At 65.8% G+C, this 13,083-nt stretch carries 12 protein-coding genes; 1 reads left to right on the forward strand and 11 read right to left on the reverse strand.

Annotated elements, in window-relative coordinates; genetic code table 11:
• The 11 genes from AWB64_RS27620 to AWB64_RS27670 all read right to left on the reverse strand — a co-directional run bounded on the left by AWB64_RS27620 (position 1) and on the right by AWB64_RS27670 (position 12,113).
• On the reverse strand, positions 1 to 1,080 hold the full coding sequence (locus AWB64_RS27620; RefSeq protein ID WP_060858589.1) for an ABC transporter substrate-binding protein: 1,080 nt from the start codon (positions 1,078 to 1,080) through the stop codon (positions 1 to 3).
• Positions 1,081 to 1,317: 237 nt separating this feature from the next.
• A complete protein-coding gene (locus AWB64_RS27625) occupies positions 1,318 to 2,505 on the reverse strand; it encodes a porin (RefSeq protein WP_060858590.1) in 1,188 nt (395 codons plus the stop codon).
• Between the two features lie 258 nt (positions 2,506 to 2,763).
• Positions 2,764 to 3,375, reverse strand: a complete 612-nt coding sequence (locus AWB64_RS27630) for a TauD/TfdA family dioxygenase (RefSeq protein ID WP_060858591.1) — start codon at positions 3,373 to 3,375, stop codon at positions 2,764 to 2,766.
• Between the two features lie 24 nt (positions 3,376 to 3,399).
• Positions 3,400 to 3,786, reverse strand: coding sequence for a hypothetical protein (locus AWB64_RS27635; RefSeq protein WP_157766719.1), 387 nt, complete (start codon positions 3,784 to 3,786; stop codon positions 3,400 to 3,402).
• 52 nt (positions 3,787 to 3,838) lie between these two features.
• Entirely contained in the window at positions 3,839 to 4,720 is an 882-nt protein-coding gene (locus AWB64_RS27640) for an ABC transporter permease (protein WP_060858593.1), read from the reverse strand.
• 2 nt (positions 4,721 to 4,722) lie between these two features.
• On the reverse strand, positions 4,723 to 5,676 hold the full coding sequence (locus AWB64_RS27645; RefSeq protein WP_374728654.1) for an ABC transporter permease: 954 nt from the start codon (positions 5,674 to 5,676) through the stop codon (positions 4,723 to 4,725).
• A gap of 13 nt (positions 5,677 to 5,689) precedes the next feature.
• Positions 5,690 to 7,207, reverse strand: a complete 1,518-nt coding sequence (locus AWB64_RS27650; RefSeq protein ID WP_060858594.1) for an ABC transporter substrate-binding protein — start codon at positions 7,205 to 7,207, stop codon at positions 5,690 to 5,692.
• A gap of 54 nt (positions 7,208 to 7,261) precedes the next feature.
• The gene (locus AWB64_RS27655; protein ID WP_060858595.1) at positions 7,262 to 8,416 is read right to left on the reverse strand and encodes an ABC transporter ATP-binding protein; all 1,155 of its coding nucleotides are present in this window, start codon (positions 8,414 to 8,416) and stop codon (positions 7,262 to 7,264) included.
• The gene (locus tag AWB64_RS27660) at positions 8,413 to 9,471 is read right to left on the reverse strand and encodes an ABC transporter ATP-binding protein (RefSeq protein ID WP_082850656.1); all 1,059 of its coding nucleotides are present in this window, start codon (positions 9,469 to 9,471) and stop codon (positions 8,413 to 8,415) included. Before AWB64_RS27660 ends, AWB64_RS27655 begins: the two co-directional genes overlap by 4 nt.
• Positions 9,472 to 9,660: 189 nt before the next feature.
• A complete protein-coding gene (locus AWB64_RS27665; protein WP_060858596.1) occupies positions 9,661 to 11,010 on the reverse strand; it encodes an NtaA/DmoA family FMN-dependent monooxygenase in 1,350 nt (449 codons plus the stop codon).
• Positions 11,007 to 12,113, reverse strand: a complete 1,107-nt coding sequence (locus tag AWB64_RS27670; RefSeq protein ID WP_060858597.1) for an LLM class flavin-dependent oxidoreductase — start codon at positions 12,111 to 12,113, stop codon at positions 11,007 to 11,009. The genes AWB64_RS27665 and AWB64_RS27670 overlap by 4 nt, the downstream gene beginning before the upstream one ends.
• A 459-nt stretch (positions 12,114 to 12,572) precedes the next feature.
• Between AWB64_RS27670 and AWB64_RS27680 the strand changes: the two genes are divergently transcribed.
• On the forward strand, positions 12,573 to 13,082 hold the full coding sequence (locus AWB64_RS27680) for a MarR family winged helix-turn-helix transcriptional regulator (protein WP_060858599.1): 510 nt from the start codon (positions 12,573 to 12,575) through the stop codon (positions 13,080 to 13,082).
• Position 13,083 lies beyond the last annotated feature (1 nt).

Here is a 13,083-nt window from a genome sequence, read left to right on the forward strand (position 1 = left end):
TCATTGCTGAAGCCAGCGCTGGAAACGCCGCTCCGCCTGGTTCATCACGTCGCCCATCTGGCGGCCGTCGAATTCGATTGCACCGCTCGCGTACTTCGGGTTCGTCGGCATGTTTTTCGTCTGCTCCGGGCTAAGGTACGCGAACGCGGCTGGATTGACCGGCCCGTATGCGCCGTCGACGCAAAAGCCCGCGTTGTTCTTCGGCTGCAATGCGAATTTGATGAATTCCCATGCATAGTCCGCGCGCGGCGTGCCCTTCGACACAATCCAGTACGTGCGGTCCATCGTGAACTCGTTCCAGACGATCTCGACGGGCGCGCCGCTGTCGCGCAGCGCGACGCCGTGCGCGTGCCATACCGACGCCATGTCCACCTCGCCGCCGCCGAGCAGTTCGCGAATCTGCGGGCCCGTGGTCCACCACACACGCACGCTGTTCTTGATCTTGTCGAGGCTGCGGAACGCCCGGTCGAGGTCGATCGGATACAGCTTGTCACGCGGCACGCCGTCAGCGAGCAGCGCGAACACGATGGTCTGCGACAGCGTGCGGCCAAGCGAGCGCGGGCCGGGGAAGCGCTGCTGGTCCCAGAAGTCCTTCCATGTCTTGATTGAACCCGGCGCGAACTTCTTTGTGTTGAAGCAGATGTTCGTCGAGTACGCGTGATTGCACACGCCGCTCTCGAGAATCAGGTTCGAGGGCACCGTGTCGCGCCCGAATACCGAGTAGTTGACCGGTTCGAGCAGGTTGGCGTTCATTGCCTGAATCACGCTCGGCGCGCCGACGGTCTGGATATCGAACTCGTACACGCCGTTGCGCGCCTGAAGCGCGAGCTTTGCGAACGACGCGCCGGTTGCGGTCTTGATCGCAATGCCCGTCGCTTTCGTGAAGGGATCGAACAGGTTCTTGCGCGCGGCGGCTTCCCACGTGCCGCCCTGCGAATTCACGTACAGCACCTTGGGATCCGCCCGCACGATTGCCGGCATTGCGAGCGCGACCGCGGCAGCGCCAGCACGCAGGACCGTCCGGCGTCGAGCATCGAATGCGGCAGCGGGTTTCTCGTTGTTCGTGATGGAGTTCGACATCCGATTTCCGGTAGAAGTAGAAGACGGCAGGCAGGCTGTGTCCATTAAAAGCAAGGGGTATGCCATACAGATGCCGCAGCGTGGCTATTCGTGGCCAGTTCCGCGCATCGCCCATTTATGTGGTGTACCACGAAATCGGACAGTGCGCGGACCGGCGCGGATGTTCGTGATGTCTGGAATGCTGCTTCGCGGCGGTGCAAGGTTGCACTCCAATCAGGCATCGCGCCGGGCCATGGGTCAAAACTTGTGGCGAATACCGACGAGTCCGACGATCTGATGGTTCGAGCTCGACGCGGTCGCGCCCGTGATCGCCGCAACGGCTGGGCCGCCGGTCGAATCGGTACCCGCTGCGCGCTGATAGAACGCATCGACAAACAGATCGGTGCGCTTGGACAGGAAGTAGTCCGCGCCCACGTTCACCTGGTGGTAGATCGCCGGCCCTACGCCATTCGCATTGCCGTTGTGCGTGTACGTGTAGGCGAGCGCGAGTTGCAGCGCGGGCATCAACTGGTACATCAGGTTGCCTTCCACGATATTGAACACGGCATTGCCACGGAACGCTGCGGGCTTGCCGCCGAGGCCCGTGACGCTGACGTTGCCGAGGTCGTCGAAGCGCGTGTTCGTGTATGTGAACGCGAACGTTGCCTTACCGAACGCATACTGTCCGGCCGCGGCGAAGATCTGCTGCGTTCTCGCCGTTGCATAGCCGCTTACCGCCGGGTTCGTGATGTTGTTGCCGGTCGTGCTGTCGTTCGCCTTGCTGCCGAAGAACGAGTAGTTCGGCTGATACGACTCGTTGAACGCGAGCGCAAGTGCAAGCGGACCATTCAAGTATTGCGCGCCGACGCCCCAGGTCTGCTTCTGCGACATCTGGCCGGGTACGCCGCCGAAGCTGTAATCAGCGCCGAACTGCAAGCCGCGAAACGACGGGCTCAGGTACTTGACCGCGTTGTTGATCCGGTTGAAGTTGTCGAGCCCGTCGAGATCGCCGAGGTGGGTGCCGTAGCCAATGCCGGATGCAGCCCAGGTGCCGCCGGACGGGTAGGGGCTGATGAAGTCGTACTGGATCGTCGCCTGGCGTCCAGCCGACACCGAGCCGTACGACTTGCTGGCGAGGCCCACGTAGGCGCCACGCCCGAACAGCGTGCCGCCCTGGCCGATTGTGCCATTCGTACTGCTGAATCCGCCTTCCAGCCTGAAGAACGTGCTCAGGCCGCCGCCCAGATCCTCGTTGCCACGGAAGCCCCAGCGTGAACCCGACGCATTGCCGCTCGTCATCGCGTATTGCTTTTCGCCCTTCGCATTGCTGTTGAACGTCAGCCCCGCATCCACAACGCCATACAGCGTGACCGAACTTTGCGCGTGTGCGCTCGACAAGCAGCCTAACGAGGTCGTCGTCGCGGCGATCATCATCATTTTTTTCATCGTGGATTCCCCAAGTAATAAGCGTCCAAAAGGACGGCTGGATTTTCGGCGCGGCTGCGCAGTAAAACGTCAAACAGGTGCTGACGACCGTCCGTGAACGCTGCGCGATTCGCCGGGCGGACTTCATTCCATTCGTTCATCAATAAAATTCGGATGACTTATTATTTTGAAAATGCTTCGGCATGGAATCGATCGAGCTTTGCCATCGTGTTTGCAGGGTTGGCGCGGCAGAAAACCGGGCCGCCACGCCCGTCGTGCTCAGGTTTCGGTCGACACGACCGTGCGGCCGTGCAGCACGTAGTTGCCGTCATCGCCGAACAGTGGGGAAATCGGCCACGGCTCGTTGAAGCGCAACCACAGGCGCAGCATGTGCCGCTGCTGGTGATGCTCCGCGCCATTCACGAAACTCGTGCGCGAATGCAGCGTCGTCAGGTTGTTGCAGAACGCGATTTCGCCCGGCGCCATGGTGAAGTCGAGCCGCAGGTCGAGGCGCTGCGTGAGCGAATCGAAGAAATCGAGGGCTTCGCGCTCCATCGGCGTCAGCGCAATGCCGCGCTTTTCCGCGCCCGCATTGATCTGGTTGCGGATGTAGCGGCAGCGGATCACGCCGTCGCGATGGCCGAACACCGGCAGCGGCAGCGCGGATACGCCGTTGCCGGTCAGCGCCTCCTCGCGGCGAATGTAGTAGAAGCCGTTGTACAGCAGACCGAAGTATTCGGGATGCTCTGCCAGAATGATGTTGTAGATCTCCGCTGCACTTACGTAGCTGCTGAGGCCGCCTGCAAGCCCCTGGCGCAGGCACATCAGGCCGAGCAGTTCCGCGCGGTCGGTGTGGTACGGCAGATACGCGCTCGTCTCGTAGCCGCGCACATCGATTTTTCCGTATTCGCGGCCCTAGTCGAACACGTGGCCAAGCAGATCGCCTTTCGGATTCTGGCCGAGCGGCTCGCCAAGATAAAGCCCGAGTCCCCAGTAGATCATGCAGACCTCTTCGTCGGTGAGGCCGGCAATGTCGAGGCCCTGGAGCAACACGAGGCCCGCGCCGTCGCGCACTTCGGCCGCGATCTCGTCGAGACTCGCACGCAGTGTATCGAGCGGAAAGTCGCCGGTCTGCCATTGCAGCATTGGCACCTTCGCGGCCTGCGCGTGCCGAAGCGCCGCGATGACCTCGCGCTGTTCGGCAGCCGTGATGCGGCGCTGCCAGCGATCGTTGTCGAGCATGTCGGCGCGGCGCCATGCATGCGGCGTGGCGATTGGCTGCCGCCAGACGGTGTCTTGCATGATCGGTTCTCCGTTGTTCATGATGTATCGATACTGGAAAAAGGCGGCGTGCTCAGCGGCGCCTGGTGTCGAGCGCATCGCGCACGCAGTCGCCGAACACGTTCAATGAAATGACGAGCACAAAGATCATTGCGCCGGGCGCGATCGCCATCCACGGGGCGTCGACCATGTACTGCTGCGCGGCGTTCAGCATGCTGCCCCACGAGGGCGCGGGCGGCTGCTGCCCAAGACCAAGGAACGACAGCGACGCTTCCGCGATCACCGCCGCAGCCGCCGTGATGCTCGCCTGCACCAGCAGCGGCGGCAGCATGTTCGGCAACACATGGCGGAACACGATCCGCAGCGGCGTTGCGCCGACCACGCGCGCTGCATCGACATAGTCCTCGGTGCGGATCGTCATGGCGGCTGCACGCGCGAGCCGCAGGAACGCCGGCAGCGCGGCGACGCCGATCGCGAGAATGGAATTGCGCAGGTCGGGGCCGAGAAACGCGGCCATCGCGATCGCGACGATCAGGAACGGCACCGCGAGCATTGCGTCGGTGACGCGCATCACCAGCGCGTCGATCCAGCCGCCCGCGTAGCCGCTGATCACGCCAAGTGGCACGCTGATTCCGCACGCAACGAGCACCGGCACGATCCCCGCGAGCAGCGACGCGCGCGTGCCCCAGATCAGCCGCGACAACACATCACGGCCGACTTCGTCGGTGCCGAGCCAGTGCAGCGCGGACGGCGCCTGGCGCACCATCAGGAAGTCCGAATGCAGCGGATCGAGCGGCGCGAGCCAAGGCGCGAAGATCGCGGTCGCAACGAACAGCACGATCACGACGCCAGCCGCGACGCTCGCGGGCCGGCGCAGCAGCCGTCGGCCGGCGGTATGCAGGCGGCTCGACGCACGCGGCGGGGCGGCGGAGGGCAATGGAACGATGACAGCCATCGTCAACTCCTCAAACGCGGGTTGATCACGAAATACAGCATGTCGGCGGCGAGGCTCACGAACAGGAACATCACCGACGACACGAGCACGAGCCCCTGCACGACCTGATAGTCGCGATTCAGCACGCTGTCGACCATCAGCTTGCCGAAGCCTGGAATCGAGAACACCTGCTCGGTGAGCACCGCGCCGGCGAGCAACTGGCCGAACTCGATTGCGCCGAGCGTGACGATCGGCATCAGCGCATTGCGCAGCGCGTGGCGCAGCACGACGCGCGTCTCCGTCAGTCCTTTCGCGCGGGCCGTGCGCACGTAGTCGGCGCTCAACGCGTCGAGCATTGCGCTGCGCATGTGCCGCATCAGCACGCCGGCAATGCCGGTGCCGAGCACGATGGACGGCAGCACGAAGCCCATCGCGCAGCGCAGCGGATCCTCGGAAAACGGCACGTAGCCAGACGCCGGAAACCAGTTCAGATGCACGCAGAACGCGAGCACGAGCAGGATGCCGAGCCAGAAGTGCGGGACCGAGATGCCGCCCAGCGCGAAGGCGGTCGCGAGCACGCCCGCGATACGCCCGCGCCGGGTCGCCGCAACAATGCCTAGCGGAATCCCGACTGCAAGCGCGAGCATCATCGACGCGAACGCCAGTTGCAGCGTGATGCCGAGTTTGCCCACGAGCAGTTGCGTGACGCCGATGTCGTTGCGCATCGACACGCCGAGATAGCCGTGCAGCGCGCCGCCGACCCAGTGCAGGTACTGCACGTAGACCGGCAGGTCGAGGCCGTACTTGTGGCGCAGTTCGCCGAGCGTCTGTGCATCGACGTTCTCTCCGCCCGCGAGCGCGAGCGCGGGATCGCCGGGCAGCATCCGCTGCAGCAGGAAGATCAGCACGGACAGGATCAGCACGGCCGGCAGCGCAAGCGCGAGACGGCGGCAGACGTATGCGGCAAAGCGGATCACGGGCGGCTCCTCATCACGGCTGCAGATGCAGCCCCTTTACGCGGATCGTGCTGTCCGGATGCGGCATGAAGCCGCTCAGCTTCGCGCTCACGCCGGTGAAGGTGCGCCTGTGCCACAGCACGGACGACGGATAGTCCTGCACGAGCATTGCATTGACCTCGCGATACAGGCGCTGACGCTCTTTATCGGTCGTGGCCTCGCGCGCGGCGACCATCACCTGGTCGACGGCCGGATCGCAGAACTTCGAATCGTTCGTCGGGCCGTTGCACGAGTACTGCGCGTACAGGTTGCCGTCCGGATGCGGACGGCCGCTCCAGAAGTTGAAGATCGCATCGAAGTCGCCGCGCCGCGCGCGTTGCAGCATGACCGCGTCTTCCTGCGTCTCGATCTTCATCGTGATGCCCGCTTCGGCGAGCATGGCCTGGATCATCTGCGCGGCTTCCTGGCGCTCGCGCTCGGGCGGCACGAGCAGCGTGAACGTCAGATGCGCGACGCCGGCCTGCTGCAGCAGGCGGCGCGACGCGGCGACGTCGCGCGCCGGCACCGGATGCGCGGGATCGTAGTACGGACTCGAAGGACCGACGAACTGGTTGCCCGGCTGATACTGGTCGTTGAACAGCGCCTTCACGAGCACGCGCCGGTCTATCGCGAGATCGACCGCGTGCCGCACGCGCACGTCGCGGAAAATCGCGGCGCGCGGACCATTGCCGCTGTTGTAGCGGATGTAGTGATAGCCGAGGTCCGGTGCGGAGACGACCTTCACGCGCGGATCGCGCGCGAGTTGCGGCAGGTCTGTGGGCGTCAGGCGTTCGGCGATCTGGATCTGGCCGGAGCGCAGCGAAGAGAGGCGCACTGTCGAATCGCCAATTGGCAGGTACTCGATCCGGTCAGGGTCGCCGGCTGTGTGCGCGGCGTCCCAGTAGCCCGCGAACTTCTCGACGACGATGCGTCCCTGCGGCACGCGCTCCACAAACCGGTATTCGCCCGCGCAGACCGGCTGCGAGCCGAAGCGGTCACCGAGTTGTTGCGCGGCTTGCGGCGCGACCATCATCCCCGCTCGTTCCGCGAGGCTGTAAAGCAGCAGATTCGCTTGCGGCGCGTTCAGCACGAAGCGCACGTCCGACGGGTCGACGACATCGACGTGATCGACCATGCTCAGTTCCGTGCGCCGCAGCGAGCCTGGCAATGTCATATGCCGCTTGATGTTGAACGCGAGCGCGGCGGCGTCGAACGTTTCGCCGTCATGGAACTTCACGCCTGTGCGCAGCTTCACCGTGACCGACCTGCCGTCCTTCGCGACCTCGTAGCCCGTTGCAAGCTGCGGCGTGAGCGCAAGATCGCCGGGCTTGACGTCGAACAGCTTGTCGCAGAGCGCGGTCAGCGGCTGGCGGCCGGTCGCGAGACGGTTCAGCGTTGGATCGAGCGTATCCGGATCCTCGACAAGACCGATCCGCAGCACGCCTTGCGCGGCCGCCTGGGCGGCAGTGAAGGCGAGCAGCGCGGCGGAAAGCAGCAGATGAAGCTTGCGCATGGGGTTTTCGTTTCCTGATATTGAGTGAGAGTGCGAAGCCGGGCAGCGGTGCATCTAGGTGGATCGGGCGCGCGGTGCGGGCAGCGGCAACGGCGCGGGCGTCTGCCGGAACCGCTCGATCAGCCGCGCGGTCCGCGGCGGTGGCGGTTCGGTCAGTGACGGACTCAGGCCTTCCCAGTGCGGCAGATCGCGCCAGTGATGGCACGCGCACGCGTGCCCGGTTTCGTCCGCGACGAGTTCGGGCGCTTCGCGGCGGCAGCGTTCGGTTGCGAACACGCAGCGCGGATGAAAGTGGCAGCCGGACGGCGGATCGAGTGGACTTGGCAGATCGACTCCGAGCACCACGCGCGCGCGCTGTCCCGCTTCGAGCGCCGGCACCGCGCCGAGCAGCGCCCGGGTGTACGGATGGCGCGGCGCGGAGAAGATCGTGCGCGTGGGCGCGGTTTCGACGAGCCGGCCGAGATACATCACCGCAATGCGATGCGCGATGTAGCGCACCGCCATCAGGTCATGCGAAATGAACAGCATGCCCACGCCGGTCTGCCGCTGGAGCGCGCGCAGCAGGTTGAGCACCTGCGCCTGCACCGACACATCGAGCGCGGACACAGGCTCGTCGCAGACGATCAGTTTCGGCTCCAGCGCCAGCGCACGCGCAATGCCGATCCGCTGCCGCTGGCCGCCGGAAAATTCGTGAGGATAGCGATGCATGTGCGCGGCATGGAGTCCGACCGTTTCCAGCAGCTCGGCGACACGCCGATCGATGCCCGTGCGCAGATCCGCATGGTGAACGACCAGCGGCTCCGCGACCAGCTCGCGCACGGTCATCACCGGGTTCAGCGAACTGAACGGGTCCTGGAACACCATCTGCAGGTCGCTGCGGAAATCGAGCAGCGCATTGCGTTTCAGGCGCGCCAGGTCGGCGCCGCGAAACTCGATGCGGCCTTCGTCCGGATCGAGCAGGCGCAGCAATAGCCGGCTGACGGTCGATTTCCCGCAGCCGCTCTCGCCGACGAGTCCAAGCGTTTCGCCCGCGGCGATATCGAACGACACACCGTCCACCGCCGACACGCGCACACGCCGGCCAAACATGCCGCCGGCCGCGTAGCGCTTTTTCAGGTTGCGCACGCGCAGCAGCGGGGCGTCATCGTGCGCGGCCGGGCGCGTAGCGGCCGAGGCTGAGGCTGAGCTCAAGGTTGAAATCCCGTTCATGCGTTCGGCTCCAGCGGGGCGGCGTGGCATGCGCCGGAGTGAGCGGACCCAAGCGAGCGCAGCGCGGGATCGAGCGTCTGGCACGCGTCGATGCGAAACGGGCAGCGGGGCGCGAACGCGCAGCCGGGCGGCAGCGCGCGCAGGTCCGGCACGCTGCCCGCAATCGCAACAAGCGGCGCATTGCCGGGTTCGGCACGCGGCACCGCGCCGAGCAGGCCGACCGTGTACGGATGCTCGGGATGCGAGATCACACGCGCCGCTGGCCCGTGCTCGACAATGCGGCCCGCGTACATCACCGCGATTTCGTCGGCGAGTCCGGCCACGAGGCCGAGATTGTGCGAGATCAGCACGATCGCGGTACCGCGCTCGCGGCGGATTTCATCGAGCAATTCGACTATTTGCGCCTGCACGGTCACGTCGAGCGCGGTCGTCGGCTCGTCGGCAATCAGAAGGCGCGGGCTGCATGCAAGCGCCATCGCGATCATCACGCGCTGGCGCATGCCGCCGGACAGGCGGTGCGGATAATCGTCGACGCGCCGTTCAGCCGACGCAATGTGCACCTGGCGCAGCAGCTCGATTGCGCGTCGCCGTGCTTCGCGGCGCTCGACGGCTTCATGCGCGACGATCGCCTCGGCGATCTGGTCGCCGATCGTGAACGCGGGATTGAGCGACGACAGCGGATCCTGGAAGATCATCGCGATCGCACGGCCGCGTTGCGCGCGGCGCAGCGCGGCGGGCATTGCGAGCAGATTGCGTCCTTCGAATTCGATGCTGCCTCCCGTGACCCGCGCGCCGGGTTGCGGCAGCAGGCCCATCACCGCGAGCGAGGTCACGCTCTTGCCGCTGCCCGACTCGCCGACGATACCCACGCAGCGACCCGCCGCGACGTCCAGATCGACGCCGCGCAGCGCGGGCACCGGGCCGTGCTCGCTGGCAAACGAGACGGACAGGCCGCGGATTCGCAGGATCGGCGCGGGCGCTGCCGCCGCCTGCGGCGACGCGACATGCTCCATGCAAGGCGACGCGGCCTCCGCGCGGGGATACGCGCCGCTCATGAGCGCGCCCGGGCGGCGGCGTACGGCTGGTCTTGGGTCATACCGGCGTCTCCACTGCAAGAAAAACACGGTTGGTGTTGAGGGACGACCCCGAAAAGCGCGAGCGATGCGGCGCGGTTCGCTCCGGACCGGAGCACACGCGGAACGCGGCTTCCCGCTGTGTCGGGTTCCGTTCCTGGCGGCAGTGTTTCAGGCTGGTACGTGCGCGAGCATCCGCTGGAAGCGTCCCGGTTCTGGGCGCGCGAGCCCGAGGTGCTCGCGCAGCGTCGTGCCCGTGTACTCCTCGCGAAACAGGCCGCGACGCTGAAGTTCGGGCACCACGTGTTCGACGAACACGCTGAGCTGCTCCGGGAAATACGGCGGCATCACGTTGAAACCGTCGCATGCGCCGCCGAGCAGCCATCGCTCCATCAGGTCCACGAGCTGATCCGGTGTGCCAACGAAACTGTGATGCGCACGCGATCGCGCGATCAGCCGCGCGCTGCCGGCAATCGTGAGCTTCTCGCGCGCGGCGTTCGTCAGCAGCATGTCCGCATTCGCGGTCGGCTTCTTCGCGGCGCGGATCGCGTCAACCGGCAGCAGGTCGTCCGGATCGCGGTCGTAGAGCGAAAAGCCAAGGTTCTCGCTGAGCATCCAGATACCGACTTCCGGATGCACGAGGTCGCCGAGTTCCTGTTCGAGACGCCGCGCCTCCGCTTCGGTCGAACCCAGCAGCGGCGACAATCCCGGCATGATGACGACTTCGTCAGGCCGGCGGCCATAGCGCGCCATGCGCTCGTGTGTCGACGTGCGAAACGCACGCGCGAGGTCGAAGTCGGTCTGCGCGGTGAACACCGCCTCGGCCACAAGCGCCGCGAATTCGAGCCCCGGCGGCGAGCCGCCGGCCTGCACGAGCACCGGCCAGCCCTGCACCGGACGCGGTACCGGCAGCACGCCGGACACCGCGAAGCTCTCGCCGCGATGCGCGACCGGCCGCACGCGCAACGGATCGCGCCGGATGCCGGACGCCGCATCGGCAATCGCCGCGCCGTCGTCCTGGCTGTCCCAAAGCGACGTGCATACATCGATGAATTCGCGGCCGCGCACGTAGCGGTCGGCCTTGGCCATCGCCTGGTCGCGGCTGAAGTTGAGCGACGCCTTGTCCTCCCACGTCGTCACGACGTTCCAGCCCGCGCGGCCGCCGCTCAGGTGATCGAGCGTCGCGTATTTCGTGGCGATCTCGTACGGCTCGTGATAGGTCGTCGAGAGCGTGCCGACGAGCCCAAGCTTGCTCGTCACCGACGACAACGCGGAAAGCAGCGAAACCGGATCGAGGTTCGACACGCTTTGCCGGCCGAAGAAACGGCCGTCCTTCTCGCGCGTGAACAGCGTGTCGCCAACGAAGAACAGGTCGAACTTGCCGCGCTCGGCGAGCTGCGCGACGTTGCGGTAGAAGTCGAGCCCGGTCACGGACGCGGCCGGTGTGGACGGATGGCGCCAGCCGGCAATGTGGTGCGCGCCGGGATAGATGAAGAGGCCCAGATGGAGCTGCCGGTTCATGAACGGATCTCCGAAAAGCGGTTCGACGGGCGGGCAAGCGCGAGGCGTTCGCGCAGCGTGGCGGCGACGGCGGGCGTGCGGCGGCGCAGTTTCGGCACGACGTCGTTCACGAACCGCTCGACGTCGTCCGGCAGCACGGCCGGCGCGAGATCGAAACCGTCGCAGACGCCGTGCGCGTGCCATGCATCGAGCGTGGCGGCGAGACCTTCGGCAGTGCCTACGAATCGATAGCCCGGCAGCGCCGCGCCGGCCGGCGCGAGTTCGTCCAGATGCCGCGCGCGCGCGGCGGCCGCGCCGTCAGAATCGGCGAGCACGAAGGAAACGGTCGCGAGCACCCTGACCGAATCAGCCGCGCGCCCCGCGCGTTGCGCGAGCATGCTCAGTTCGGCGCGAAGTTGCTGGGCGGCCTGCGGCGAGTCCTCGGTGGCAATGAACAGGTCCGCGAAACGCGCAGCCAGTTGCAGCCCGGCTGGCGACGCGTCGTCGAAAACGAGGACCGGATGGCCCTGGATCGGGCGCACCGCCGTCAGTGGCCCGCGAACGCTGAACCAGGCTCCCTGGTGGTGGATGGGATGGATGCGGGTCGAGTCGGCGAAGATGCCGCTCGCCTTGTCCGCGATGATCACGTCGTCCTCCCAGCTATCCCACAGCTTCGTCAGGATTTCCACGTATTCGGCCGCGCGCGCATAGTGCTCGTCGGCCGAAAGCGGGCGGGCATGCGCGAACGCCGGATCGCCGCCCGCGCTGTGCCGCAGGTCGATCCTCAGCGCGGTCCGGCCGGCGGACAGGCCGTCGAGCACCGCAAGTGCGCGTGCCGTGTGAAACGGCTCGGTATAAGCGACGCGAACCGTCGTGCCGAGACCGATCCCGGACGTTCCAGGGATGAGCGAGCCGATCAGCGGCGTGGTGTCCGGCGCGAGATCGTTGCGCGCGCCGTTCGCGCCAGCCGGGCGGGTGAAGAGCACGCAGTCGAGCGCGCCGGCCTGCGCGCACGCGACGACTTCCGCGTATTGCGCCATGCCCTGCGGCGACGTGGCAAGGCCGGACACACGCCAGGCGGCCGGGTGATGGCCATAGTCGGCTATCGACAAGGTGATATGCATGGGGTCCAGATAGAGTCGGGTTTGACATCTGCGGGCGGTCAGATCCGCCTGCATGGATACGCAAGAGCCATGCCAATAAGTGGTATGCCACGCATATAAATAGGAAAGTCCTGTCGCAGCGCATGTTTGCGGCGATGGCGACCCCGCGCGGCGGCTCCCCGCGTTATGTTTGCGCATAAATGGGGTGCACCACATTTATGCGAAAATGGCGCCTGTTCCGTTCCATCGCCGTGCGGCCGCACGTCTCAAGTGCAGCGGCCGCGCACGCGCAACGGGCGCCGCCTGCGCCGGAAGACGTTCTGGCTGCTGATCGAAAAAAGGTATGCCACGGACAACCAGGCAAAAAAGTGCGGGTAGTCCAATTGGCGTATCGGCGCCCGTCTATATAATCGCCTCGGACACGCACTAGCCGTGGACTGGCAGGATCTCGTTGCGCATACACAATCAAACCGGTGACCCATGTTAGATAACGAATCTTCTGCGACGGTCCAGGCGTCGCTGCAACAATACTACGAGCGCTCGCTGCTCTTTTCGCGGCCAGGGTTCCTGATCCGGCGTCTGCACCAGATTCACGGCTGGCTCTTCCTGCAGGAAACCAGCGAATTCGACATCACGCCGGTTCAGTACAGCCTGCTGACCACGCTCGCCGAACATGGGGAAACCGATCAGAACACGCTCGCGTGGGATATCGGACTGGAGCGCAGCAGCGTGGCCGAGGTGCTGCCGCGTCTCGAATCGCGCGGCCTGCTGAGTCGCCGTCAGTCCGAACAGGATCGGCGGATGAAGCTCGTGAAGCTCACGCGCAAGGGCAGTGCGCTTGTGAAGAAGATGCGGCCCGCCGTGCAGCGCGCGCACGATCGCACGCTGGAGCATCTGCCGCCGGCCGAGCGCGAACTGTTCATGCTGCAACTGATTCGCCTGGTCGAGGCGAACAACGAAACGAGCATAGTGCCGCTGAGGATTCGCTGAG

It is taken from the genome of Caballeronia sordidicola (genome assembly GCF_001544455.2).
Taxonomy (GTDB): domain Bacteria; phylum Pseudomonadota; class Gammaproteobacteria; order Burkholderiales; family Burkholderiaceae; genus Caballeronia; species Caballeronia sordidicola.

Excerpts from the sequence above, each read along its gene's own strand:
- AWB64_RS27620 (WP_060858589.1), bottom strand. The coding sequence starts at position 1,080 with ATGTCGAACTCCATCACGAACAACGAGAAACCCGCTGCCGCATTCGAT.
- AWB64_RS27625 (WP_060858590.1), bottom strand. The coding sequence starts at position 2,505 with ATGAAAAAAATGATGATGATCGCCGCGACGACGACCTCGTTAGGCTGC.
- AWB64_RS27635 (WP_157766719.1), bottom strand. The coding sequence starts at position 3,786 with ATGCAAGACACCGTCTGGCGGCAGCCAATCGCCACGCCGCATGCATGG.
- AWB64_RS27640 (WP_060858593.1), bottom strand. The coding sequence starts at position 4,720 with ATGGCTGTCATCGTTCCATTGCCCTCCGCCGCCCCGCCGCGTGCGTCG.
- AWB64_RS27650 (WP_060858594.1), bottom strand. The coding sequence starts at position 7,207 with ATGCGCAAGCTTCATCTGCTGCTTTCCGCCGCGCTGCTCGCCTTCACT.
- AWB64_RS27655 (WP_060858595.1), bottom strand. The coding sequence starts at position 8,416 with ATGAACGGGATTTCAACCTTGAGCTCAGCCTCAGCCTCGGCCGCTACG.
- AWB64_RS27660 (WP_082850656.1), bottom strand. The coding sequence starts at position 9,471 with ATGAGCGGCGCGTATCCCCGCGCGGAGGCCGCGTCGCCTTGCATGGAG.
- AWB64_RS27665 (WP_060858596.1), bottom strand. The coding sequence starts at position 11,010 with ATGAACCGGCAGCTCCATCTGGGCCTCTTCATCTATCCCGGCGCGCAC.
- AWB64_RS27670 (WP_060858597.1), bottom strand. The coding sequence starts at position 12,113 with ATGCATATCACCTTGTCGATAGCCGACTATGGCCATCACCCGGCCGCC.
- AWB64_RS27680 (WP_060858599.1), top strand. The coding sequence starts at position 12,573 with ATGTTAGATAACGAATCTTCTGCGACGGTCCAGGCGTCGCTGCAACAA.